Consider the following 25,244-nt stretch of genomic DNA (forward strand, 5'->3'; position numbering starts at 1 on the left):
TTGTGAAGATAAAGTGGTAACATCGGGCGGGGCCCGACAATTGGCACTTGAACTGGATATGGAACATATTGCCCCGGCGGACAACGACATTGTCATTCTGCATGCAAGGGTGCTCGATCAATACGGGAATATGATCCATGATGCCAATGATGAGGTCAATTTTTCCGTTATGTCGGGCAATGCAGAGCTTATAGGTGAAAATCCTGTAAAGGCAAAAGCGGGAATTGCATCGATTATACTTAGAATAAAAAATGTATCCGAAGATATTTTGCTGGAAGCATCTGCAATAGGATTAAAAAACACCCAAATAAAAATAACAAGTACCGATTTCGAACGATAATCAAGGTTTTTTGCTTAAAGGTATTAGTTTGATCAAATCTAAATTGATTTCAAACAACTGACCAACATATTCCGATACTAATCGAATATTGCTACGAGAATATGTTATATGACACCATCCTATCCAATTTTAATGACGGACTGAATGAAATACATAACAATGCCAGAACATACATAGAATAGTCGGACCAGGGATATGTAACTTTGTGAAAAGACCCTGAATATTTTAAGAAAGCGTCTAGAATCGGATGGCTCCCATCTTCTTTAAATCAAATATTCGGAAAGTCCATAATGGGCAATCATTAAAGTTTATATATATGAAACACGTATAATACTCATATTGTTGGCACATTCAATTTCAATACGTGTACAACGACCCCTGGACACCATTATGCCAATGACCAAAAATGTGGCCCTGTTCTTTCCAAACTCTATACGTCAAGGGATTACCGGGGCAGACCATATTGTGTTTACCTACAACAGGGAGAAATAACAACACTTTGAATTGTTGCAGACAAAACCGGGGGAGGAAAACAATCTATTGACCGTGACCAATAACGGACAGGTCTATCCCTATATTTTGAAGTATGCAAAGCAACTACCAAAACCGAACTACTTCATTCCCGAAGAAAACGGTATCGGTAACGAACGACCTAAAAAGATAGGGCAAAAACCAACTGTTCAAATACGGGATACAAGTAAGACCGCATATTTTCAAAAATTCAGTGCGTATTTATTGAAATCCAATTACGAAAGTATGGCCACAAAAGGAAAGAAAGGGGTCAGGCTACAACTTCAAAAGATGGTCTATAATACCTCGGAAGTTTATTTGGTACTGGAAATCAAAAACAGTTCCGGAATCGATTTTGAGATTGATTATCTCAATATTTATAGGACCAACGGAAACAAGAAACGTAAAGCTTCTTTTCAAAGATTAGGACAAAATGTGATACATCAATTTAAAATGCCCAACCAAGTTAAGGTTGGAGAGAAAAACGTTTTGTGTATGTGCCTTCAAAGTTTGTGATGGGAGATAATGAAAAGTTGGAGATTGAGTTGAAGAGGAGTAGGAAGGCGGTTTTATAAAAATAAGTTTTTACGTACAAAAAAGGATTCCAATTGAGATTCTTTTATTATATTTAAAGTCTTCCCCCCCTATAAAGATTTCATTTAACTAAACAATTCCTGATAAGGAAGGTGTACTAGTTGAAGGAATAGATTTAAAATTAAAAAACCATGTACAGTAAGTTAGCCAATATTCCTGTAGCAAGATCGTTAATTCATCTTGGTGAGATAAAAGAGGATACAGATTTACCGCTTACGCAGTTAGGAACTACATTTACCATGGCACAACAGGCATGTTGGGTGAGCTTGGATCATTTTGCCATTGGACGTTGGGATGGTAGCATAAGTATTTTCAATAAAACGGATTCCACCACATTAGGCCCTGTTATCTCTATAGCTGTATCAGCCCCGGCCGATCAGGGAATTCAGATGCTCGATTGGGTTGCGGAAAATACTTTTATCTCCTCTAATGATGCTTCTTCGATGGTCGTTTGGAAATCTCCATCTGGTACATTTGAAGACCTTATAACCCTACAAACTGTTCAATACAATTCATCGTATGGTATTGCCAATTGTTCCACGGTACAAAACATTGGTAAAACCCTATACCTTATTACAGGTCATGAGAACGGCTTTTTATTAATATGGAACGCAAATATAGATGGGACCAATATTAGCTTAATAAGAGCTGTTGATTTAACAAGTTCAAAACCGGTCAACCCATGGGGTTTACAGAATATAAGGGGAGTTGATTGGTTTATAAGTAATGATCAAAATATTCAAGTTGTAACAGGTTCCGAAAATGGAGAGATTTGTGTTGTAGACGTGCCAAGCGGTAATATATTGTCAAGAACCTTGTTTAACCCTTCGGCCCAAAGAGGTATAAATGCAATTAGTGTTGTTGGGCAAAACCTTTTGGTAGCCAATTGTTCAGTAGGAAAAGCCGATAAAAATCTTTGGTATTATTGGATCGATGGTAATGATTGGAAAGTAACCCTACGAGATTCATTAAACCTAATAGTAGATAATTCACGTCCCCAAGTATTTAATTTTGATGTTGTATGGGCATTTTATTCTGGTGGGATATGTTTTTTTTCCGCAACAGAAGAAGGAGAACTTTGGATGGGCACAACTACTACGAATAACACTTTATCTATTCTAGGAAATGAAAAAGTTGCAGTGGCAGATCTCGGTGCCTCTCTAGCGGCAGGAATAGGTTCCATAGTATATGCTGCTTATAATGTCACGGGTTTTAAAACTTATGATAACACCAAGAAACATAAAGGAAACCCTAACCGCATAGATAGCTTAATTACTTAAAATGAAATTCAACAAACAATAAAAACAGCTAAACTTTCTAAACTAGAATCTAAAAATAATAGATATGGGCAATCAACTAAAAGTAACCTCATGGAATGTTAAATGGTTAGACAAATTGTTTGATAATATTGATAGTAAGAAGCAAAAGCGAATAGATGCCATAAAACAGGAAATATTAGATATTGATGCAGATGTTCTTTGTATTCTTGAAGGTTTTAAGGGAGAAGTTAAAATCGATAGTTTTTGTGCAGATACTTTAGGAGGTAAGTATGTTGCGATAAAGGCCTTGGCAAATGATTATAAAATACAGGGTAGGCAGTGGATTTGGTTTTTGGTCAAACCTGAATTACAGCATAGTGCATCATTATTACCGACTAAAATTTACGATGAATTCTCAAGTGCCAGTTGGGATGTTAATTATTGGGGTGATTTCGAGACCTCAAGACATAGGCACTATAGACATCCTCAAGTTTTAATATTGGAGTGGCACGGTGTCAGACTAGAACTGATAGGGCTGCACACAAAAAGTAAATTTGTACAAAGCGGTAAAAGTGATTGGAATGCAGGTGGTGAAAGGCAGAAAACCTTTATAAAAAATGCAATTAAAGCAAGAATTAAGATGACTACGGAAGTGGCCAATGTTAGAGCTTATATCAACACAAAATTTGAACAAGTATCCGACCCGGCCATAATGGTTATGGGAGATTTAAATGATGGGCCTGGCAAAGAGTTTTTCGAAAAACAATACATCTTTTTTGACCTATTGTCAAATCTTCAAGGAAATGTATTTGAGGCCGAGAGATTCTTGAACCATGCGTTATTTGATTTTGAAGATAACTTAAGATGGAGTGTTCATTTTGAAGATTTCATCGACCCAAATCGAGACCCTAAAATATTACTTGATCATATTTTGTTTACCCAAAGCTTGGTCAATGATTCTTTACCTATAGTGATCGAGAGTAAATCCGGTTTTATAGAACATGAAATCCATGATTTGATAAATGCCAGTAACCCAAAATACGCCAGTACAAGTGATCATAAACCTGTATCCGTAGTAATAGCAAAAAAAGCTTGATAGAACTACTAAAAAAATCAGGTTGGTTTTAAGGAAAGCATACAAAATGGTGAGAAGAAACGTTTTGTCTATGTGCTGACCAAATTTGTGCTTGGGGATGATGAGAGATTACAGATTGAATTGAAGGAGTTGAAAGGGGGTAGAAGAGTGCTGCTAAATTATTAATGATTAGGGGAATGGTTATTTACAGATTGGCCTAATTTTTGTATTTTTGAATTTAAATAATATGTCATGAGCAATAAAGACTTGAAAGAACTACAGGAGTTGGCGGAAGACTTAAAAAATGAAGTTACCGTCAAGATTGCTATGGAATCGTTAATTTCCGCAGGCATATTAAATTCCGAAGGTGAACATACCGATAACTACGAATCACTTGAAGAAATAATAGTGAATGATTCGGAATAGATGTATTCCACCAAAAATAATCTTTTAATTGGTTTTCACGGATGTGATGAATCAATTAGAGATGCCCTTCTTACAAGACCCCATTATATACATAAAAGCGAAAGACCTTTTGATTGGCTCGGGCATGGGGTTTATTTTTGGGAAAATAACTACGATAGGGCATTAGCTTGGGCCAAGGATAAGGCACGTAGGGGAGAGATAAAAAAACCTTCGGTCATTGGTGCGGTGATTTCATTAAAGCATTGCTTTGATTTACTTGATAATCAATTTATAGATGCACTTGTGACTTATTATAACCTAATGGTCGAATATTATAATACCATTGGCAAGAATATTCCAGAGAATAAAGATGCGAAATTCGATAAATTCAAGGATAAGTTAATTCGGGAATTGGATTGCGCTGTTTTGGAATTCATGCATCAAAAAATAAGTGAAAAGATAGAAAAGGATGTTAGGGAAAATGGGTTTAGTACTTTTAAAAATTTTGACTCCGTTCGAGGAGTATTTACCGAAGGCGGCCCTGCTTTTGAAGGTGCCGGGATACAAAAAAAGAGTCATATACAGATTTGTATCCGAAACCCTAATTGTATAAAAGGTTTTTTTCTGCCTAGGAAGGAGATTGAATTTCAATAGGACAGTCGATTTTAGAATTGAAATCCGGTTTATTTTGGAAAAGATATCTGAATTGTATCCAATGAGTCCCAAATAATACTTGATTTTATTAATGAAATAAAATCAGAGCAAAAGTTACCTATTCGGTTACCTGTTTTGAAAAAAAAATCAAAGTAACTTATTAATAGTATAGGATGTGGTAGTTAATCCTGCCACCCCCGACTTTTTAACAAATCAATTAGTAATAAAAACTTGATAATCGTATGATTATCAAGTGTATAGCTTCAAACAAATGTGGACAACTTTTCTGAGAGTTGATCAGGAGGATTATCAGTTTTATTAATCCAATCACTAGGGCTGGCCCTAGTGATCAAAATTTCAGGAAATGGACAGAAAGACCAAGAGAGAAGCAACTCAAAAAACTGAGAGTTTTATCAAGGAAGTCAAACGACGGACCAGACCCCGGTTTTCGACGGAAGAGAAGAACCTGGCCCCGGCCGATGTGTATTTTGGAAGAGACGAACAAACCACCCGAAGAAGAGAAAGGATCAAACGTAAAACAATGGCCCTTGGAAGAAATTGTTATCAACGATCAAAGCAGTTAAATTAAACCTTATCCCTCCAATTGTAAATCAGGATGTTTGTCTAAATTCGTTTGGATACATACACCTCTTTAATCTAAAGGATAGAACCATCAATTTAGAAGAAGTTATTGCCAGACCATATAATCTCACTGGGGAAATCGATTTTGATATTAAAAAGCCTGGACTTAAACCCGGTGTTACTTCATCGTCATTAGGTCTGTCCAATGCAGATGTAAAAATCATGGGCCAAAGTGAAAGATTGCTCCTTGAAGCAGATAAGAGGAGATTTTACCACACAAGGCTTTCGATATGTTTTTAAATGCCTGTTTGGTACGAACCCTGTTCCATTAGATGAACCAAATACATAATCAAGCTAAAATTGGGAGGAGGTCAATAACGATGTTGTATGAATTTAGCGCTGTCCTAAAAAAGGCTAGGCTACAATACAACCAAATACCGAATCAAAAACAAAGAATGACAATAATTTACCGGAACACTGTTCAATATAAAAAAAGCGCAGATCAGTATCTGCGCTTTTTCCATAATTTTATGAATAATGCTAAGCAATCGCCGGCTCCGATTTATGCATACTAACCACAAATAACACGGCAATACCGTTGACCCAATAGTAATAGGCATCCAATCCTTTAAAAGAAAAAATAAAAGGAACAATAATAAACACGATTGCCACTAAAAAATCAACGATCAAATGAAACTTATAAGGTATTACGCGTAATACCCCCAAGTGATGGTCCGTTAATAAGGTTAAAATAAATGCCGCAACCCCGGTAGCTACGGAAACCTGTAAGGCCAATGGATTGGAACTGCCCAATCCCAAAATAAAAGGAAGTGCTATTAATGCAATAGCTACAGGATAATCTAAAAATGCATGTATTCTTTTCGTTACAAATTTCATGATTACAAATTTTAAATGATTAAAGTTTTATTTGTTTTGTATTATTTTTCCCGAGATTATTTGGAATCGGTCATTTTATGAAACGGTATTCAATATGAATAAACGATATGATCGTCCTTTATATTATATATGCCAATTCATTAATTTTCAATACCTAACAATACCTAGGAATATATTTACATTACAAACTTAGGCATGAAGGCCAAAACTTAACGTATAAAAAAAACGCAGAAAATTGTACTTTTTATTTTTTGAAAATGGAGGGTGCGACACCGGTGTGTTGTGCGAAAAATTTGGAAAAATTATTGGGTTCCTCAAACCCTAATGAAAAGGCAACTTCTTTAACAATTTCGCCCTGTTGAAGCATTGTCTTGGCAGAATCTATTAGTTGTGCGCGAATTAATTCGCCCAACGTAACGTTCATTCTTTCCTTTACTTTTTTGGAGAGTGCCTTTACCGAAATATTCATCTTATCGGCATAAAAGGCAAGTTTATGCTCATCTTTATGGAAAAGTTGAATGAGTTCAATAAGGTCCTGGGTAAAACGATCCCTGTTTCCGTAATCAAAATTGTCCCTAAAGTTCTTAGGGGTCTGACCGAGCTTGTTCTTGAAAACACGGTTAAAATAAGCAGGGTCCTTAAACCCTTTTTCAAAAGCTATTTCCTGTATACTCTTATCCGTAAAGGCGAGTTCCTTTTGGCTTTCCATCAACTGTTTACCGGCTACCATTTTTTGAATGGAAATACCCAATTTATCCTTTAACAGCCCTTGAATGTTATAATGGGTAGAATGGATCAAATGGTCTTTTAAATGACCTATATTAATGTGACCGGAAAATTCCTTGTCTATAATCTCCTTAACATCAAAGATAATCCCGTATTCCTCCTTATTCGCGCTGAACGGGTTTTGCCAATACCATTGATCTATGGAGGTATCGATCAATTTGTCCATATTGGTATTGAATACGGTTTTCCCCAAAAACGATCTACAGTCCTCACATTCGCTATAGTTAATATATCCTAGAGAGACCAGATGTTTAAAGAGGATTCTTACATCTTTGGATTTAAATAGGATTTCATCTGGAAAAGTAATAAAGCGAACCAAAAAGTCCTCTGAGAGGAATTTTATATACTGTCCTTTTTCCAAATAAATAATCTTGTCGTCCCAGTCCGAATACGTTTTGAAATCCACCTGAATGGTACCTGAACCTTTAAGGATATGTACCAAGGTGTATTGGTTGATAAAATAAACCTTGTCCAGTTCGGCGTAAAATTTTCTGACGGTCGTGCTTTCCATTTTCACTAATGGTGGTGAACACAAAATTAGTAAATCCCTGAATCTTATGTAGCGCGGATAGATTTTATTTGTTGAATGCCTATGGTGTCCAATAGAGCAACGAGCCTTGCCATGCTCTCCCGCCAAACGGAAAATAATTTCATTTTTATCCGTGATTGCACCTGCGTATCCTCTGTTTCGTACTCAAAAAACACTTCCAATTTTAGTTGTGTCCGATCGTTGCTATCTTTAAAAAGGGTAATGTAAAAAGAAAAATCGCTCAGGTTTTCAATGTCCTGTGTACGTTCCGCATATATATAGGCGTCGTCCATTGCGACCGTCGATAAGGTTTCAACTTTATATACTTCAGATCCGGATACGCAATTGTGTACGGTGCCTCCTCTGTTGACCCTAAATTCATCATAGATCAAATCGTCGATCAACTTATACCATTTGGTACGATGTTCAAAACTTGAAATTATTTTATAGGTATTTAAAATATCCAGATTTGTATACTCATTAAGTAATAGCTTTGGTTCTCCCGCCGGTTTGCTCGGGATTCTCATATGCAAACCTTTTTTCTCGGTATTTATCCCGGAATAATCATCAAAAAAATAAGTGAAGGAACCAAAATCATAACGATCCCTACCTTTTTTAAAAGATGGATAGTCTCTTTGCATATCAACCTCATAGAAATCAACGGTGTTGGAAGTAACTAGGAGATATTGATCTATTTGTAAACTGTTCTTCAATAACCGATGCACTTTTATCACGTCTTTACCATAAGGCTTTATTATTTTCTTTACCCGCATAAAGGCAATCTCACCATAATGAACGATAAACTTTAGTTTTAAGTTAGGTGCGGATATACACGCCCCACAATTGCAAATACGCCTTGATTCGTAAAGAGAAAGGTGTGCCTTGAATTTCCTTAACATCAATTTTGATTGCGCTGCCAATTTTTTGAATTCGGGCAATTTACGGGTGTACATAAAGAGTGCATCACCCTCGATTTCGGCAAGTTCCAGGTGAATGATATTATTGTCCAAAAGAATTTCCAAAAGTTCAGCAATAATATGTTTACTATGTTCTATTTCGGTATTTGTTACAAAATCCGTGAAACCACTGATATCGGGAATAAAATATATGGCGTGTTTTTTCATAGATCAGATCCATTATCTCGGATTCCAATACTTGGAATCCGAGATGCAAAGTTCTTGTTATGGAAATAGAAGGGTACTATAAAAACCACGCAAATTATTGTACATTTTAAATTGTTGGATATCGTGGAACTATACTTGTCACCATACATGGATGGTTTTGAAATGTAAATTGTTTTTTGAAGTATAGAGAAAAGACCGCATGACCCTTTTCCGGACAAGACCGTTCACTATAGATTCCCAAACAAATCGGGAATGACAGTTTCAGCAAAACCTCGAGGAATACTGTTCGGTTAAAAGTCACGAATGGCCAACTTATCGTGTAGGATAAAAATGAAAAGACCTTATTGTATTTACCTTGTACAAATAAGGGCAACTCCTTAAAGAAGTCGCCCTTTCTGCATGTCGCTAATTCAACACAAAAAAATATTCTTGATCGCTCATCAACAATCAAAACATCAGAAAAAAATCAGAATCCGAATATATTCTTCAAATGAAAATTGATGCTATATGCCTCATCGTTGACCATGGAAGGCTGTCTTATATTTTTGGCAACTACTTTTCCTTCCCTATCCAATAAAAAGATGAACGGTATGGCATTTACGCCATAATCTCCTGTTACTTCCGATTTTTTGACTCCTCTTAAATCGGCCACTTGCAACCATGGCATGTGATCTTCTTCCAAAGCTTTCAACCAATGTTCGCGCTTGGTGTCAAAAGAAACGCTCAGTATCTCCAGACCATGGTCTTTATATTTTTCATACTGCTGCTTTAAATTGGGCGTTTCTTTTCTGCAATAAACACACCAACTCGCCCAGAAATCCACTAGGACAACTTTTCCCCTTAAGGATGACAGCTTTATCCGTTCTCCTTCGGGAGTGGGCAGTTCAAAATCAGGGGCTATACCTTCTTTCAGGTTTTTTTCAGCTTGGTATTTTTTAAAGATGGCCTTATATTCCTTTGTGCCCTTTAATTCATTCCCGAACAAATGCACATACTCTTCCAACACCTCCGCTGTCTGTGGTGGGCCAAACAAAAAAATGTTTTCCAAAACGTAGAATAAGGAGACATAGCTATTGGGGTGCTTTTTTAAGTACTGTATGATCAATTCTTTGTTAAATTCATATAGTTTTAATTTGTTCTGCGTGTTTTGCTCTTTCAATTGTTTGATCGCCGTGGGATCAACCTTGGAATAAACGGCCCTTGCCTTTTTTTTGTCTTCTTTGTCCTTGGAGCGGATCCATTGGTAATATTCTTTTTGGGAAACTCCGTAGACCTCTTTAAACATGGCTCTTTCCTTAACCTTTAATTGCTTCTGTAAATCTGCAAATGTGCGTTGGGCCGGAATGCTCCAAAATTTTTCCAATTCAGATTGTAATAGATAATCATCATCATACTTGCTAGGGGCATACTCGAACTTGGTTCCAAGGCCATATTTTGATATGTTTTTATAATCAGCGGTAATTTTATGTTTTCCCGGACCAAGCATAAAGACCAAGGCTCCCTTTTTTTCAAAAGATACCAATTTGCTCAATTTTGGATATGGAATATTTCCCTTATAGAGAAGTTTTCCTTGTGAAATGGTTACCGTATCCACAAATAGGTTCCCATAATTTGCTACTGGTTGCTCTACAAACCATGTACTGGTTCCTTCCAAACCATTGATCTGGAATTCTATTTCAAAGGCGGTGGAGTCCGTTTCTTTTTTTTGCTTGCACATAACTAACAAAAGCAACAAACTGCCCAGAAGTAAAAATAATTTCAATTTCATGTTCAATATTTTGGTTTAGTCGTTTCTCTCTGTTTTCCAAGGGTTTCTATTATAGCGCTACGTCATTTTTCTGTTTCCTTTAAAGTTGTACTTTCCGGGGAATTTAAAGGCTCCCTTTCCTCATTGGCCTTATATAACGAAAAGGCCCTGACAACGCGAGAATACGGATCGCTGTCCTTTGGCTTGGACGCTTGGGAAACAATAGCAATACTTTTTGTACATTCTCTATGTGATGTCCGATCACCGATCAATACCCCTTATGTTCCATAAGCACCATCACGAATTATCTTAACATGATGGTGCTCAGGCCCATTAATCAACTATCTGGGATTCTGTTGCAAATTGGTATTGAACTCAGAAATTATTTTTGGCGGAATGGCAAAAACAGCCTTATTATCATTTGCGGGAAGGGTAGCGATCGCAGTTCCGGTCGCATCCCTTCTCTCTAAGGAAACATTCCATACACCTTCGGAATTCAACCGTTTTACATCAAACCAACGGTGCCCTTTATACATAAGTTCCCTACGCCGTTCCAGTTGCACCAGTTCAAAAATATCATCAACATCCGAAGGAAGGATTTCCTGATAATCCGCTTCAAGAAACCTGTACTTCCTCATTTCATTAAGATCGTCCAAAGCTTCTTGCACATTGTTATTGCGCGCGTTCGCCTCGGCACGTATAAGGTACATTTCGGGCGTACTGGGCCCGGTATAGTTCAATGCAAAGAACCTATAGAGACTGTTTACCACAAAGTTAAAGAATAGACCGTTGTATCTAAGGTCTGTTCCTTCCGTATATACCTCTGCTTTGGTGGTATTGTCCATTGTAAAGGCAGATGGGACTCCAAAAGCAGTTTTGTTGATATACCCTTCTACATAATCGTGGAACCTATAGGGGTATCCTGCAACACTGGTTCTCAAATCAAAAAGGCTGTCATTGAGGTTCAGGGCATTGGTGGCCGCTTCCTTGGCTTTTTCAAATTCTCCCATGTACAAGAAAACCCTGGCCAAGAATCCGTAAGCTGCATCTTTCCCGGGACGTACCTTATCTTCATGTACATCGGGCAAAAAGTCCACATGGTCTTCCACATCGGCTATAATCCTGGCGTAAACTTCCTCTACAGTATTTCTAACATAGGTTTCTTCTTCCAAAGAGGGACTCAAAATCAGTGGAATTCCCAAATCGGCACTTGCTGTAGCACTATTATAGTGTTTGGCATATAGATTGACCAAAAGAAAAAAGGCATATGACCTTTGGAACAGTGCCTCTGCCCTTACTTGATCTACTTTTTCGTCAGACTCAATGCCCTCGATACCCTTAAGGATGGTATTGGCCAAAAATACCTGCTCATACAACAAACCCCAGTTGGGATCGTTTTCGGTATCATCATAAAAGAAATCTTCCCATAAATAAGCGGCTGCCTGGGGCTTTTGTAATGAGGTTGGTTGGTTGGTAAAAAAATCATCGTCTATCATCACATGCAATTTGGGAACGTTGTAAAACTCTACCGAATTGAGCATTAATGCATAATCATCAATACTTTCGGGTATCAATTCTCCCTTGGGTATAACATCCAAGTAATCGTCACACGAAGAGAATAACAAAATTATGGCGATTACACTAAGTACTATATAGTTTTTCATTGTTGTTGTTTTATCGATTTAAAAATTAAGACGCAGACCCATGGTATAGATAGGGGTCCTGTTTGCCGAGAATGGCCGTTCGGGATCCAACCCCAGATCATTGGCCGTCCAAATGTTCCCAATATTGCTCACCTGCCCTTGGAAGGACAGCCCCAATAAGCCTATTTTCTCCAAATATTTTTTGGGCATCGCCCAACTCAGTGAAATTTGGTCGATATTGATAAACCCGGCATTTTCCACTAAATGATCTGAATCTAAATAGACGGACATTCTAGGGTCTAATTGATCCGTAGGATACGATGGGACATCCGTATTGTTTTCATCTCCCGGATTTTGCCATCTTTTTTCCAAATCCTCATGTACAAAGGCAGTTCTATGGGCATTTATATAATTTACCGTGGGCCTAAAGAACTTATGGCCAAATTTGTACGAGAAATAGGCTCCGATACTAAAGGTTCGATAATTAAAGAACAATTGGGTGCCACCGTAATATTTGGGTGTCGTCTGCCCTATATTGACCAATAGGTTTCTATTGTTTTCCAAATCTGCACCTCCTATGGTACTTGATATTTCAACTGTGTCACCGTTCTCATCAAGAATTTGTGGATGCCCATTGCCCGAAAGTCCTGCCCAACGAAAGGCATATTCCGAGAAAAAGGATTCTCCCACCAATTTGTAATTGTTGCCGAGCAAGTCTGTTGCATTGGGGTTGGGCACAAAATATTTGACGACTTCGTTTTCATTGTACCCTAAATTAATATTGGCATTTATGTTAAAGTTTTTTGCCTTCAAGAACTTTATCCTCAAATCCAGTTCAAAGCCTTTGTTTTTCATGGAAGCTGAATTTACCCTGGCACTGCTGAATCCAAATGTGGGATCAAGGACTTTATCGCCCAAAAGGTCACTACTGTTTTTCCAATAGGCTTCAATAGAGCCCCCGATTCTGTTTTCGAACAAACTGAAATCCAATCCCAGATTGGTCACTTCCGTTTTTTCCCATCGTAAGAAGGGGTTGGCAGGAGCCCTCAAGCTCGTAGAAGGGAATGGGTTAAAGCCGGTGGCAGGGGACAACGCTATCTTTAAGAACGGGCCATGGTTTTTATCCACATTTCCATTGAGCCCATAGGTAGCTCTCAGTTTTAGGAAATCAATATTCTTTACATTAAAAAAGTTCTCATTGGTAATAAGCCATGAGCCCCCTGCGGACCATAACGGTCTGTACCTAAACTTGGGGTCGGTACCAAAAAGGTTCGTTTGGTCCACACGGACACTTCCTGTAAGGGTGTATTTATTGAGATAGGTATAGCCCATATTCCCAAAAAAGGAGACAAATCTATCGTCTGCCAACCGTATAGTCCTGTTTTGTGAAGGACGTCCTGCATTGAACCCTCTATAATCCACAACGCTTTCCCAACGAATATCCGTTCCTTGAAAGGATTGATCGTTGAAACCATAAATATTTCCCGTAGCGGTACTTTCGGAAGTGATTTTTTGGACCTCGGTTCCCAAAATTCCTGCGAGTCGGTGATCATCGTTCCCTAGTTTGGTGTCTATATTTAAAAGGTTCCTAAAATTCAGGATCCTGTAGAGGGAATGATTTTCCGAATAAATACCGCCTTGGGGGAAGTTCTTTGTCAGTACACTGGTGGTGGGATCTACAGAGGTATATCTATTGAATAGGTCCCTTGATTCATAGGAACCTTCTTTTGAATAATCGATTGCCTTTTGGGTTCCGTATTCATACTGAAAGGTCGATGAAAATTCAATTCCCTTTAACGGACTCCAATTTACCCGGGTCTGAAATCGGGTATCGAACCTTTTGGAAGTATTGTCCACAAATTCAAGATCTTGTAATGGGTTGAAATTCCAATCCAAATACCCCAGGTTTACCAATCTTTCCTTTTCCCTTTGGGAAATGCCTGTATACACGGGCACAAAATCCCCGTCCTCATCTTTTATTCTTTGATAGGCCCTAAATCTCAGAGCATTGCCCCCGTTGTTTTCAGTATTGAGAAATGTAATGTTTCCGCCCACAAAAAAATTGAGTCTATCACTGATCTTAAAGGTGTTTTTAAAATTCAGGTTAAGCCTGTCGGAACCATTGCCGATGGTATTTGACTTATCTTCCGTATAATAGGTGGAGAAATAATAATCGATCAAATCACCTCCTCCTTGAACGGATAAATTGTATTGTTGCTCTATTTTGGACCGCAGAAAATACTTGGCATTTTCGTCAATAACACTATACCTGCCGAGTTGATTCAATTGTTGTCGGGCTTCTTCCGGGGTAATATTGCCATCTGTTTCATTTTGATAGATTTCCTCCACTAAAGAATAATTGCTAAAAGGATTGGGGGCCGTTTGAATGAACCCAGATCTATAGCCTTCGTATTCAAAATCAATAATACTCTGTGTACTGGCAAGTGCCTGTGTATTATAATCCGCATGATTTTGAAGGGTTACAAAATTTGAAAATTCCACCTTAGGTTTGGATTTTCCCTTTCGATTGTTCTTGGTAGTGATCACGATAACCCCGTTGGCGGCCTGTACGCCCCAAATAGAAGCTGCCGCCGCATCTTTGAGTACCGTGACAGATTCTACATCCTCGGGATTTAAGGTCCTACTGGCATTGGACCCTATGGGAAAACCGTCCACCACTATGAGTGGGGTACTCTGTACCGGACTATCGGGAAATCGTTCATCATCGGTTCTAAAGGTGGTTACCCCACGTATTTGGAACCGCCCTCCTTGATTGAGCAAACCGGGTACCAAACCCTCTATTTTGTTGAAAAAGTTACTGGAAATTCTATTGTCCAACACTTTTTGCTCCACTTTGGCAAATGACCCGGTGGCCCTTTCTTTTTTTATCTGTTGGTAGCCGGTAATCACCACTTCCTCCAATTCGTTTGCAATCTGCAGTACTTGAAAGTCGTAGACTGTAACGCCTTGTTCGATCTGTTTGACTTTTGTCGTATAACCGAGTCCTTTCACCATTACAAATTCACCCACGTTGGCAGTAAGGGTATATGCCCCATCAAAGTCTGTCTCGGTTCCCTTAAGGACCGCATTTGCATTAAACTCTTTGTCTTTACTTATGAATACCGCAATGCCGGATATGGGGTCGCCGTTATTGTCTACCACAACGCCCTTTACCTCAATTTCTTGAATAGCGTTGTTTTGTGAAATATCGGGATGTTGCTTTCTTTCGAACAGAAAGACCCTCTCATCATTTATATGAAAGGCCGTTTTAGTGTTTTGGAACATTTTGTCGAGTACGTCAATAACGGGTTCTTGATATACTTTAAGGGAAATTTTACGCTCCAGGTCCACAATCCGTGTATTGAAAATAAATTTGAATTGTGTCTTGGTTTCGATTTCATCGATTACGCTACCAATATTTACGTGATCTACATTCAATGTGATTTTGGTCTGGGAATACGAAATATTGGCCTGTAATGTCAATATAGCTGCAAATGTCAAAAGCAATGAGAGCTTCATTCTTAGGTCAAATTTGAATTGCACAGGTGTTTTTCTGGGCAATTTGATTGGTTTTTTCATACTTTTAAAGTGTTTTTTAGTAATGATTGGTTCATACGAGTTGATCATTCCAAACCCTTAGGAGAAATGTGCCAGCATTTCTCCTTTTTTCATTGGACTGATTTTTTTTGATTGATTTTAGTTCATCTGATAATGATTTTGTTATTATGTATCTGATATTCTATGTTATAGATCGTATTAAAATAAGTCAACACTTCTTCAATGCTTTCCTTTTCTACGTCTATGTTGGCATTGAAGGTTTCTTTGGAAAGTTCTTGGTTTTGATTGATAATGGTGACGTTGTAAAACCGTTCCAGTTTCTTGATAATGTTATCAAAACTGGCATTCCTGAAAACTGCGGTACCTTTTACCCAAGAAGTATAAATGGCCGTACTTACCTGTTCCGTGGCAATGGATCCCTCGCTTCTGTGATAGCGTCCCCTTGTTCCCGGTTTTAGATATGTTTTCCCCGTTTCGGAACTTTCATCGTACAACATAACGCTCCCTTCCGTAAGAATGACATCAACGGTACGATCTTCAACATAGGCCCCAACATTAAAACTGGTTCCCAGGACTTCTACCCTCAATTCGTTCGCATGTACCAGAAAGGGTACCGATTCATTCTTCGTTACCCTAAAAAAACCTTCTCCTTCCAAAAAGACCTGTCGGGAACGATTCTCAAGAAAGCCTATCGGGTATTTTAACGACGAACCCGAATTAAGATCCACGAGCGTTCCGTCGGAGAGTTGTACACTGAACCTTTTACCGTACGGAACGCATAGTGTATTATAGATGAGTTCATCTTGTCCGGCTTTAGTATAGACCAATTGCTTTCCTCCTTTTACACCTGCAACCTGCCCTTTGTCAACGGTCAGTTCAAAATTTTCATCTTTCGAAAGGGTTCTGATCGTACCGTCGCCCAATTCAAGTGTTATCTCCTCCTCTTTGGGAATTATGATATCCGATTGGCCGTAATTGCTATAATAGATATATCCCAAGGATAGGGAAACCAATATGATTGCAGCATATTTTAAAATAGAGGGCAAACGCAAACGGTATATTTTTTCCTTACGGATTTCTTTCAAAAATCGTTTTTTGATGTCTTCGGCACTGGATTCGTTCATAGCTACTGTAATGGCAAAGTGTAGTTTTATATAATCGTTTACAACAGTTCTGCTCTTAGGGTCTTTAATATGGTCTTTTAGCAAATCAAGCTCATTGGCATTGGCCGATTTGTTTACAAACTTTATAATAAGATGTTCTATTTCCTTCGGATTCATTAGGGTGCTTTCTTTTTAATACGATGCCAAAATTGAACACCCTTACTTTTTTCTTGATTTTTTATCATCTAGGTTATTTTTCGTTTATTGTGCCCCATATCTGCCAAAATGGAGAATTATAAGGAAAACGATAAGCTTATTAGGGGCCTTAAAAAGGGAAAAGAAAGAGCATATCTTTTTTTGATCGATCGGTATCATGTAAAACTACATGCATACGCCGTTTCCTTAATAAACGACCATGTCATGGCGCAGGACATTGTACAGAATGTATTTTTAAAAACTTGGCAGTTTCGCGAAAATTTGGACGACAAGTATTCCATCCAGAGTTTTTTATATAAATCGGTATACAATGAATTCATCAACAAATACAGGCAAAAACAGGCTATGCTAGACTTGGAATGCCATTATGCGGAGGCACTTCAACAAATGACCGGACAGTCCAATGAACAGGAACTGGACCAAGTCATTGCCATGGTCAAGGAAGAGGTACAAAACCTTCCGCCCAAATGTCAGCATATTTTTTTGTTGAGCAAAAAAGATGGTCTTACCAATAACGAAATAGCGGATTATCTGGGAATTTCCATAAAAACGGTGGAAACACAGATTACCAAAGCCTATAAGGTTTTACGGCGCAAACTACACCATAAGATAAAAATGATCCTTTTATTGGTCCTTGGGAATAGACTCGGGGAAAAAAGCTTCAAATGCTCTTAAAGGTTTTTTTTTAGGACCTTGATCAGGGTAATATGGAAACGTCCACCATTTGCCGTGAATAAAGACCAAATAGCCCCTTCTATTTTTTGAGCATATCCGATTTCCGTTATTTTGAGCCCTACTCCCTTTTGAAAGGTCGAATACCCCAAGTAAACCCTATAACATAGATTCTCATAAAAAAACCGTTTGATCTTGAGCTACAGAGATGATCATCCAAAACAATGGTCCCGTCAAGTGTGGCAAGTTCGGTATGGCGGAACATTTCCCTTTGGAATCTAAATATATAAAAAGTACAATTTTTTGCGCTTTTTGTATAGGTGAAAACCTTGATGTCATCCTGAAATTTGTACCATAATTACAAAACAATATTTGTTAAACTTTAAAAATTATAAAAATGAGTATTAAAACATTGGCTACAGAAATGGACGGTATAGTTTCCAAGGGGGCAATTGTTGATGCGGTCAAACGATTTTTTGCCGACGATGCCACTACATCCGATTATAATGGCGTAGCAACGACCAACAAACAACAGATGGTAGAAAAGATGGAAGGCTTTGCAGGGGCTATTGCCGAGGTAAATGGCATTACGCACCATGCCACGATCGTAGATAATAATGAATCCGCTTCTGAATTTACTTTTGACTTCAACATGAAGGACGGCAGTAAAATTTATTGGCATGAAATTATCCGTCGTACCTGGAACAATGATGGTAAAGTAGCGAAAGAAGAATATTTCAACGCCCAATAATAAAATATGTACGAACGGTCTGTTTCAATTGATAAGGCCTGAAGGAATGTTCGTACGGACAAAAAAAGCGGTAATCCCTGCCGTTGTTAGGTTAAACATAGCAAAACAGGGACAACAATAATTATTTAATATTTCAAAACAATAAAAATGAAAAATTTATTTAAAACAACAGTAGTGGCAATAGCTTTGTTAATGGGTACAATGAGTATTGCACAGGACAAGAAAGCGAACAATATTGATGACAGTAAGATCGGTCTGCAGGGATACAGCCCGGTATCTTACTTGGATATGGGCCTTGCCCAAAGGGGATCTAAGCAATATAAATCCATTCACAATAAAGTAGCGTATTATTTTACTTCGGCGGAGCAAAAGACGGCTTTTGAGAACAATCCTGAAAAGTACATGCCACAGTATGGCGGTTATTGCGCTTTTGGTATCTACGCCGGTGCCAAGTTTAGGGTAGACCCTAACAAATTCGTGGTAAGTAATGGAAAATATTATTTGTTCTTGAACGATGTTGAGGTCGATGCAAAACAATTGTGGGTTTCTGAAAAAGAATCCAAATTATTGGCTACGGCCAATAAGAATTGGAAAAGCTTAAAAACGAAATAGTGTTTTATTTGTGATTACTTTTTTCAGATTCTTGGCATGCCGACCATATGGTCGGCATGCTTTGTTGTTTTTTGATTTAATGGATCGATGTGTTTATATAGGATATGTATAGTATTATCGGTGGTGGAATAGGAGGGCTTACAACGGCTTTGGCCTTTGAAAAATTGGGGATCGAGTATCAGCTTTATGAAAGGAGCCGAAAACTGGAACCAATTGGTTCGGGTATCTTGCTCACGCCAAATGCATTAAAAATGTTTATATATTTGGTTACATTAGCCCCTAATAAGTAGCATTAAGGTTTTTTAATAATTACCAATAAACACGATAAAGTAAAGTAAAATAGGAATGAGTAAACATACCTGCTTCTATCTTTTCCTGATTTTGTTCATTGCCTGTAACGAAAAATCACGCCAATTTACCAATAAACTTGAACGCACATTAGAACTATCGGGGAATAGACCTGAGCTGGAAAAAGTATTGGCCCATTATTCAGAAAACCCTAAGGATAGCTTAAAACATAGCGCAGCGGTTTTCTTAATTGAAAATATGGAACACCATTATTATTATGCTATGGAGCCACGTAATGAAAGGAGGGATACATTAAAATTATCGGATAACCATACAAAACAAAAATATGACAATTACCCAAAGGCAATTGCCGATGCCCTTAAAAGTGCTGAATATAATCGAACGGTAAAACATACATTTCAAAAAGATATAGAAAACATCAATGCGGAGCAGTTGATAGAAAATATAGATATTGCTTTTGAAGTTTGGCCAAAGCCCTGGAACGATTTTTTAGATTTTGATGGGTTTTGCAACTACATATTGCCCTACAGGCAAAAAAATGAAGCATTGGAATTAACGCTACGGGCAAAACAATACCAAAAGAGTAAACAAAAACTAAACGACAGCACCTCTATTGATAGCATGATCGAGGTGGTAAAGGATGTATCTATTGCTCCATCCCATTTTCAATATAACCAATTTGTTCCGATCGATTTACCTATAAGTGATTTTGAAAAGGGCAAAACGGGCGATTGTATAAATCTTTCTATTTATGCTGCTTTTAAAGCCAAAGCATTGGGCATTCCCATGGTCATTGACTTTACCATATGGCCAAATGGGAGAAGTTCCCATTATTGGAATTCTGTAGTTTATAGCAAAGATAGTATCCTTTGTACCGATGGATTTGTGTTTTCGGGCAAGCATGGTTCATATAGACCACGAAAAAAGATCGCAAAGATATATCGGCTTCTGTATGCCCAACAAGAAGCGTCAGAAAATCATAACGAACGTATAAAAACAAATACGTTTCTTGATAATCCTCATATTGTGGATGTTACCTCGCAATACATCGAAACCAACCGTATAAGGACCAAAGTAAGGACTATTGAGGGAAAAGCATTTTCAACGGCGTATCTGTGTGTGTTCAATAACAACAAATGGCAACCAATAGCAAAGACCAATGTTGAAAAAGGAGGATATACAACGTTCAACGAAGTAGGAAGGGGAAATATTCACATTATTTTCTATTTTGATAAAGGGGAATGGGTCGCAGCTTCAAACCCATTTTCAATAGATATGGCTGGAAATAAATATACACATATAGCAAACGGATCGAAAAAAATTGAAGTGCGCTTAAATAGAAAAACCAAGATAACAAATCGTATTAAATGGTTTGGGCGGCGAATGTTTGGCGGCGTATTTCAATTATCCAATGATCCTGATTTTAGGAATGCTGTGACGGTGAACAAAATCTCTGAAGGTGATACCGTATTGATGCCAAGAACAGTTAACATACAATCCCGGAAAACGTATCGATATGCCAGATATAAAGGTAAAAAAGGCTGGCCAGCGGAAATTGCAGAAATGCAATGGTTTTCCAAAGAAAGAAAACTTTCCGGAAAAATAATCGGACCTCATAATTCGGATGATGGCAAGAATGCATTCGATGATGACCTTCTTAGTTATTTCTCACCTCGGAAGATCGAGGATTCCATATCTTGGATCGGAATGGATTTTGGAAAAAGGCAAAAAATATCAAAGTTGTATTTTGCTCCAAGAAGCGATGTTAATTATGTAAAACCAGGAGACAATTATGAACTGCTTTATTGGAACGACAAATGGGTCTCTTTGGGCATAAAAAAGGCGGAAACCCATAATGTACAATATGATAATGTTCCTGAAAAAGCGTTAATGTGGTTGCGTAACTTAAGTGAGGGTATTGAAGAGGAACTGTTTGTATATAAAAACGGAAGACAACATTTTTGGAGTTCAGCTAAATGATGATAATTAATATTTATAAACATAACGCAGTACCCGATTGTGAAGTAATTTCAAAACGCAATAGATTTTCTGTTGGATAATTTTTTAATACGCTATAAATATTTAAAAAACGTTGCTTACATTTTTTTCCTCCATAAGAAACCACACACAGTTAATTTTAGTTTTTTTAATTGGCTTAGTACTTGTACTGATCCCTATCATAAATATAAAAGAATATATATATAGCCCTATAACGAGCAAATTTTTATGGTTCGCTTACCTAATGTTCTTTATAATGGCGGTATATGTTTTATATTGGATCGTTACCAATGTAGGGGCGATCAGAATTTCGAAACTAGATATATCCCTATTGCTTTTATTGGTTTATATACTGGTGAACAGGTATTTGATACAGCCTGATTATGCTTTTTCGATTCGATATTTCGAATTGATAGGTTTGAGCTTACTATATCTTGTTTTAAGAGGTATCAGTTATAAGTATTATGTTTGGTTTTTAGTGGTCATTGTTTTATCGGGAATCATTCAAGCCATTTACGGGCTGCTTCAATTTCAAGGATATTATTATTCAAATCATTTAAAGTTTGATGTAACGGGCAGTTTTTTTAATCCGGCACCTTATGCCGGTTTTTTGGCTATTACAGGGTCAATAGCGTTTGCACTATATCTATTTAAAAAACATATTAGACGTATTTATGGTAATGAGGGTAAAACAGCTGTTTTATTTTTTAAATACGTACTTCCATACATTTCATTAGCTGCCGTTTTATGTGTGATACTAATACTGCCGTTAACAGAATCTAGGGCCTCGTACCTGTCTTTTCTCCTGAGCTGCGCGCTGTTACTGGAATTAAGGTACAGATATTTTAAAAAACTATTTTATGGTAAACTACCTAAGGGCAAGCCCGCAAGGCATTTGCAAGAAAAAAACGTTCAAAGTTTCAAGGCAAGCCTCGCAACATTTAAATCTCGATTATCGGGTAAAAGTAGTTTTGCCAAAAAGGGTTTAATGATTATGGCCTTAATAATGGGGGTGTCATCGTTAGTATTGGTTTTGTACAATTTAAAGATAGCATCTGCCAATGGTCGATTGTTAATTTGGAAAATAAGCACTTCAATGCTAAAAGAACACATCTGTTTCGGAGTTGGTTTTGATGGCTTTGCATCATCTTACATGAACTATCAGGCGGTGTATTTTTCACAATATCAAAATACGGCGGAAATTAACATTGCAGATAATGTTTACTACGCCTATAATGAGGGGCTGCAATTTTTTATAGAGAACGGGTTTATAGGTTTTTTGTTTTTATTGATAGCAGGTATTACACTATTCAGGTCAACAACCATTCTTAGAAATACGTTTTTAATGGTATTTCTAAAAATAAATATGATTACCTTGATTATTTTTGCCTGCTTCTCCTACCCTTCGCACATTCTGCCTATCAAGATCATAAGTGTTGTTTTATTGGGTTTTTTAGCAGGTTTAGATCAACATGCTAAAAAAATTATGATTCCGGTCACTACAAGGTATCTTAACTATACTTTAAGGGTGATATGTACATTCGCCATTGTGTTAACCTTGTTTTGGGGGATAAAAAAAGTAAATGGACTTGATAAAGGCTTTTTAAGATGGAATACGATTAAGAACGCCAATATTTTTCAAGATTATGAAATGAGTGCCAAAGAGTATGAAGTACTATTGCCTTTATTTGAAAAAAACGGTCTGTTCTTATTTATATATGGTAAAACACTATATAGGGCAAAGCAATATCAAGGGGCCATTACTGTTTTGCGCAAAGCAGAAAAGTATTTAAGTACTTATAAAACCCAAATGGCATTGGCCGATGCATACAAGAAAATGAGGGAATATAAAAAAGCGGCATTTTCATATCAAAAAGCATCTGATATGGTACCGATAAAATTATATCCAAAATATTTGCTGGTAAAATTATTTATTGAAACCGATCAAGATAAAAAAGCATTTGAACTGGCCAAAGAGATTATAACCGGTACTATAAAAATACAATCAACAACGGTCCGTAAAATTAAAAATGAAATGCAAGAATTTATTGATTCTTATAAACCGCCTAAATAAATATCTAAAAAGAAGACCTTCTAAATTTATTTCTTTACTTTTAAGACCCATTAAAAAAATAAGAACATTCCTATGCACAATAAGGGTTATTACATACGCATTCTGTTTCTTTTATCTTTTGTTTTTGCATGTCAGCAAGACGATCAAGAGGGCGGGGTCGACATAGTACAGGACGACCTGTTGGAAACGGTGTCCGTTTCAGAAGTCGAAGATTTTTTTGGTCCGGATAAAAAGTTAGGTAAAAACAGCGAACAGGGGCTGAATATCGTGCCGCACCTGGACCAGTTAAGGCAAGACGATATTACCGGTAGCCAGGCCAAACTTACGGTAGTGCCCGCAAGTACAAAATACAAAGGTTTGGAGAGCAGTGTCCTATTCTTAAAGATAGACGGTGAGCTAAAAAAAGTACTGATGACTAGGATGCCCAATAGGATAGCGGCTACAACACCGGAATATACAGGAGATTTGGTATTTACCAAATTAGATGGTGAATTGTTGATAATCTTACAGATGCAGGATGGGGTGACCCGTAGAGCGTATAGGAACAGTAACCTTGCCACAAACGGTAAGCATAGATCGGCGGCAAAGACGGGTCGAAACGATGATGACTGTGATGAAGACTTGCTCCCAGGGGAATTTTGTAGTGGTATTCAGTTGGACGAGGTCACTGTAACGGCAAACGGGAACAATGACCCCAACCATGTACCCATTGTAACTATTTTATATGATCCCAACAATTATTTTGGTGACTATGATATCAATGGCGGTTCCCCTACGGGCGAAGACGGTGATGGTGAATGGGAGGTTCCACCGAATACCGACCCGGATGAGAAGGACTGGTATTTGGACAATGATGGTGATGGGTATCATTCGGCCCATATACGTACGGTAGAATTGCCTTCGGCCTATTCAGGGGGGAATTGGGGCCGTTTAACCCATGGGCCTGATTGTGATGATACGAATCCAGAGGTTCATAAGTTGAACACATGTGGAGAATGTAAAAAAGAAAATGAGTGTGATGATCCTTGTAAGAATAAAGATTTAACAAATAAAAAAGTATCCGATAATGTTAAAAATCAAATTGATCAGAGGATGCAAGGAGTGAGTGTTCCAGGAGGAAGTGTTGCAGCCAATGTTAAATCTTTTGAAATACAGACTATAGAGGATGGAACTAGTGATATAAATTTAGATCGTTATTCTCTAGAAATAAATAGCTTGCCTGATGGCTATACTCCCCAACAATTGTTTGAAGAAATAAGAACAAACTTTTATGACTTGGTTACAGGAGGAGATTATTTTTGGGAAAAAGCCGAATTTATGTCCTATGCTGCCCAAGACACAAATTCTTGGGGTTCATCAAACCCTGTAGGTTCTGCTATGGATTTTGATACTTTAATGGATACAGCAACAGTAATATGTACAGAATATAGCCAAAGTGAAATGTACTGGATATTTACTACTGTACATAGTGTAGACCATTTAGGACACCCAGTTAGTGGACATAGACGGTTTGGTATAGAAGATAATGGAGATGGTAGTTATTCTTTTGTTGTTAGAGGAGCAGATAGATTAACTACTTGGGTTGATTCTGCTGCAAATGTAACACTTGGATTAGGTGGAGATTTTGCTTTTGATTTAGCAGACAGGACTTGGAAAAATTTAATGGAAACGATTGAAAAATATATCAATGATAAACCAGGAGGCAATGCGGAATCTTTTGATAAGAACAAAGAATATGGTAAAAGGTATGAGTATAACGAAGGAGATTGTCCAGAATAGAAATTATAAGAATTACAAATTTTAATT

At 37.6% G+C, this 25,244-nt stretch carries 22 protein-coding genes and 1 pseudogene; 16 read left to right on the top strand and 7 right to left on the bottom strand.

The genetic code is table 11. The features are described from left to right. From ACKWB9_RS14345 to ACKWB9_RS14385, 9 genes and pseudogenes are all read left to right on the top strand, one after another. Positions 1-340, top strand: a pseudogene (locus tag ACKWB9_RS14345) (hypothetical protein); the annotation flags it as partial. 342 nt (positions 341-682) lie between these two features. After that, on the top strand, positions 683-832 hold the full coding sequence (locus tag ACKWB9_RS14350; protein ID WP_414003710.1) for a hypothetical protein: 150 nt from the start codon (positions 683-685) through the stop codon (positions 830-832). 15 nt (positions 833-847) lie between these two features. Next, the gene (locus tag ACKWB9_RS14355) at positions 848-1,366 is read left to right on the top strand and encodes a DUF4138 domain-containing protein (protein ID WP_414003711.1); all 519 of its coding nucleotides are present in this window, start codon (positions 848-850) and stop codon (positions 1,364-1,366) included. A 209-nt stretch (positions 1,367-1,575) separates the two neighbouring features. Then, the gene (locus tag ACKWB9_RS14360) at positions 1,576-2,724 is read left to right on the top strand and encodes a hypothetical protein (RefSeq protein ID WP_414003712.1); all 1,149 of its coding nucleotides are present in this window, start codon (positions 1,576-1,578) and stop codon (positions 2,722-2,724) included. Between the two features lie 64 nt (positions 2,725-2,788). Beyond that, positions 2,789-3,799 (top strand): endonuclease/exonuclease/phosphatase family protein, encoded by a 1,011-nt coding sequence (locus tag ACKWB9_RS14365; protein ID WP_414003713.1) that lies wholly within the window; start codon positions 2,789-2,791, stop codon positions 3,797-3,799. 231 nt (positions 3,800-4,030) lie between these two features. Then, positions 4,031-4,204 (top strand): hypothetical protein, encoded by a 174-nt coding sequence (locus ACKWB9_RS14370; protein ID WP_414003714.1) that lies wholly within the window; start codon positions 4,031-4,033, stop codon positions 4,202-4,204. Beyond that, positions 4,205-4,837 (top strand): hypothetical protein, encoded by a 633-nt coding sequence (locus tag ACKWB9_RS14375; RefSeq protein ID WP_414003715.1) that lies wholly within the window; start codon positions 4,205-4,207, stop codon positions 4,835-4,837. It abuts the gene before it with no gap. Positions 4,838-5,201: 364 nt separating this feature from the next. Then, complete coding sequence (locus tag ACKWB9_RS14380; protein ID WP_414003716.1) at positions 5,202-5,426, top strand: hypothetical protein; 225 nt, start codon at positions 5,202-5,204, stop codon at positions 5,424-5,426. Further along, a complete protein-coding gene (locus tag ACKWB9_RS14385; RefSeq protein WP_414003717.1) occupies positions 5,396-5,719 on the top strand; it encodes a hypothetical protein in 324 nt (107 codons plus the stop codon). Before ACKWB9_RS14380 ends, ACKWB9_RS14385 begins: the two co-directional genes overlap by 31 nt. A gap of 240 nt (positions 5,720-5,959) precedes the next feature. On the opposite strand, the gene ACKWB9_RS14390 is transcribed toward ACKWB9_RS14385, so the two are convergent. From ACKWB9_RS14390 to ACKWB9_RS14420, 7 genes are all read right to left on the bottom strand, one after another. After that, positions 5,960-6,316, bottom strand: coding sequence for a hypothetical protein (locus tag ACKWB9_RS14390; protein WP_414003718.1), 357 nt, complete (start codon positions 6,314-6,316; stop codon positions 5,960-5,962). Positions 6,317-6,560: 244 nt separating this feature from the next. Next, on the bottom strand, positions 6,561-7,613 hold the full coding sequence (locus ACKWB9_RS14395) for a helix-turn-helix transcriptional regulator (protein WP_414003719.1): 1,053 nt from the start codon (positions 7,611-7,613) through the stop codon (positions 6,561-6,563). 44 nt (positions 7,614-7,657) lie between these two features. Beyond that, positions 7,658-8,755, bottom strand: a complete 1,098-nt coding sequence (locus ACKWB9_RS14400) for a DUF2652 domain-containing protein (RefSeq protein WP_414003720.1) — start codon at positions 8,753-8,755, stop codon at positions 7,658-7,660. Between the two features lie 466 nt (positions 8,756-9,221). Continuing rightward, positions 9,222-10,523, bottom strand: coding sequence for a redoxin domain-containing protein (locus ACKWB9_RS14405; protein ID WP_414003721.1), 1,302 nt, complete (start codon positions 10,521-10,523; stop codon positions 9,222-9,224). 320 nt (positions 10,524-10,843) lie between these two features. Next, positions 10,844-12,166 (bottom strand): RagB/SusD family nutrient uptake outer membrane protein, encoded by a 1,323-nt coding sequence (locus ACKWB9_RS14410; RefSeq protein ID WP_414003722.1) that lies wholly within the window; start codon positions 12,164-12,166, stop codon positions 10,844-10,846. Between the two features lie 18 nt (positions 12,167-12,184). Continuing rightward, positions 12,185-15,724 carry a SusC/RagA family TonB-linked outer membrane protein gene (locus ACKWB9_RS14415; RefSeq protein ID WP_414003723.1) on the bottom strand — a complete coding sequence of 1,180 codons (3,540 nt, stop codon included), beginning with the start codon at positions 15,722-15,724 and terminating at the stop codon, positions 12,185-12,187. 122 nt (positions 15,725-15,846) lie between these two features. Continuing rightward, positions 15,847-16,983: a FecR family protein gene (locus tag ACKWB9_RS14420; RefSeq protein WP_414003724.1), complete on the bottom strand. Its 1,137-nt coding sequence runs from the start codon at positions 16,981-16,983 to the stop codon at positions 15,847-15,849. 108 nt (positions 16,984-17,091) lie between these two features. Here ACKWB9_RS14420 and ACKWB9_RS14425 point away from each other — a divergent pair, with 108 nt between their 5' ends. The 7 genes from ACKWB9_RS14425 (at position 17,092) to ACKWB9_RS14455 (ending at position 25,217) form a co-directional block, all read left to right on the top strand. Continuing rightward, a complete protein-coding gene (locus ACKWB9_RS14425) occupies positions 17,092-17,697 on the top strand; it encodes an RNA polymerase sigma factor (protein WP_414003725.1) in 606 nt (201 codons plus the stop codon). A 394-nt stretch (positions 17,698-18,091) separates the two neighbouring features. Beyond that, entirely contained in the window at positions 18,092-18,445 is a 354-nt protein-coding gene (locus ACKWB9_RS14430; protein ID WP_414003726.1) for a hypothetical protein, read from the top strand. Between the two features lie 147 nt (positions 18,446-18,592). Continuing rightward, entirely contained in the window at positions 18,593-19,057 is a 465-nt protein-coding gene (locus ACKWB9_RS14435; protein ID WP_414003727.1) for a YHS domain-containing (seleno)protein, read from the top strand. 104 nt (positions 19,058-19,161) lie between these two features. Then, complete coding sequence (locus ACKWB9_RS14440; protein ID WP_414003728.1) at positions 19,162-19,347, top strand: hypothetical protein; 186 nt, start codon at positions 19,162-19,164, stop codon at positions 19,345-19,347. 55 nt (positions 19,348-19,402) lie between these two features. Next, complete coding sequence (locus tag ACKWB9_RS14445) at positions 19,403-21,346, top strand: discoidin domain-containing protein (RefSeq protein ID WP_414003729.1); 1,944 nt, start codon at positions 19,403-19,405, stop codon at positions 21,344-21,346. Positions 21,347-21,620: 274 nt separating this feature from the next. Further along, the gene (locus ACKWB9_RS14450) at positions 21,621-23,438 is read left to right on the top strand and encodes an O-antigen ligase family protein (RefSeq protein WP_414003730.1); all 1,818 of its coding nucleotides are present in this window, start codon (positions 21,621-21,623) and stop codon (positions 23,436-23,438) included. Positions 23,439-23,510: 72 nt separating this feature from the next. Further along, positions 23,511-25,217 (top strand): hypothetical protein, encoded by a 1,707-nt coding sequence (locus tag ACKWB9_RS14455; RefSeq protein ID WP_414003731.1) that lies wholly within the window; start codon positions 23,511-23,513, stop codon positions 25,215-25,217. The last annotated feature ends 27 nt before the right edge of the window (positions 25,218-25,244 follow it).

The sequence above is a fragment of the Maribacter spongiae genome (assembly GCF_047345125.1).
GTDB lineage: Bacteria > Bacteroidota > Bacteroidia > Flavobacteriales > Flavobacteriaceae > Maribacter.

What these genes read in the sequence shown, in the direction of transcription:
- ACKWB9_RS14360 (WP_414003712.1), top strand. Translation starts at nt 1,576, where the DNA reads ATGTACAGTAAGTTAGCCAATATTCCTGTAGCAAGATCGTTAATTCAT.
- ACKWB9_RS14365 (WP_414003713.1), top strand. Translation starts at nt 2,789, where the DNA reads ATGGGCAATCAACTAAAAGTAACCTCATGGAATGTTAAATGGTTAGAC.
- ACKWB9_RS14370 (WP_414003714.1), top strand. Translation starts at nt 4,031, where the DNA reads ATGAGCAATAAAGACTTGAAAGAACTACAGGAGTTGGCGGAAGACTTA.
- ACKWB9_RS14375 (WP_414003715.1), top strand. Translation starts at nt 4,205, where the DNA reads ATGTATTCCACCAAAAATAATCTTTTAATTGGTTTTCACGGATGTGAT.
- ACKWB9_RS14380 (WP_414003716.1), top strand. Translation starts at nt 5,202, where the DNA reads ATGGACAGAAAGACCAAGAGAGAAGCAACTCAAAAAACTGAGAGTTTT.
- ACKWB9_RS14390 (WP_414003718.1), bottom strand. Translation starts at nt 6,316, where the DNA reads ATGAAATTTGTAACGAAAAGAATACATGCATTTTTAGATTATCCTGTA.
- ACKWB9_RS14395 (WP_414003719.1), bottom strand. Translation starts at nt 7,613, where the DNA reads ATGGAAAGCACGACCGTCAGAAAATTTTACGCCGAACTGGACAAGGTT.
- ACKWB9_RS14400 (WP_414003720.1), bottom strand. Translation starts at nt 8,755, where the DNA reads ATGAAAAAACACGCCATATATTTTATTCCCGATATCAGTGGTTTCACG.
- ACKWB9_RS14405 (WP_414003721.1), bottom strand. Translation starts at nt 10,523, where the DNA reads ATGAAATTGAAATTATTTTTACTTCTGGGCAGTTTGTTGCTTTTGTTA.
- ACKWB9_RS14410 (WP_414003722.1), bottom strand. Translation starts at nt 12,166, where the DNA reads ATGAAAAACTATATAGTACTTAGTGTAATCGCCATAATTTTGTTATTC.
- ACKWB9_RS14415 (WP_414003723.1), bottom strand. Translation starts at nt 15,724, where the DNA reads ATGAAAAAACCAATCAAATTGCCCAGAAAAACACCTGTGCAATTCAAA.
- ACKWB9_RS14420 (WP_414003724.1), bottom strand. Translation starts at nt 16,983, where the DNA reads ATGAATCCGAAGGAAATAGAACATCTTATTATAAAGTTTGTAAACAAA.
- ACKWB9_RS14425 (WP_414003725.1), top strand. Translation starts at nt 17,092, where the DNA reads ATGGAGAATTATAAGGAAAACGATAAGCTTATTAGGGGCCTTAAAAAG.
- ACKWB9_RS14430 (WP_414003726.1), top strand. Translation starts at nt 18,092, where the DNA reads ATGAGTATTAAAACATTGGCTACAGAAATGGACGGTATAGTTTCCAAG.
- ACKWB9_RS14435 (WP_414003727.1), top strand. Translation starts at nt 18,593, where the DNA reads ATGAAAAATTTATTTAAAACAACAGTAGTGGCAATAGCTTTGTTAATG.
- ACKWB9_RS14440 (WP_414003728.1), top strand. Translation starts at nt 19,162, where the DNA reads ATGTATAGTATTATCGGTGGTGGAATAGGAGGGCTTACAACGGCTTTG.
- ACKWB9_RS14445 (WP_414003729.1), top strand. Translation starts at nt 19,403, where the DNA reads ATGAGTAAACATACCTGCTTCTATCTTTTCCTGATTTTGTTCATTGCC.
- ACKWB9_RS14450 (WP_414003730.1), top strand. Translation starts at nt 21,621, where the DNA reads ATGGCGGTATATGTTTTATATTGGATCGTTACCAATGTAGGGGCGATC.
- ACKWB9_RS14455 (WP_414003731.1), top strand. Translation starts at nt 23,511, where the DNA reads ATGCACAATAAGGGTTATTACATACGCATTCTGTTTCTTTTATCTTTT.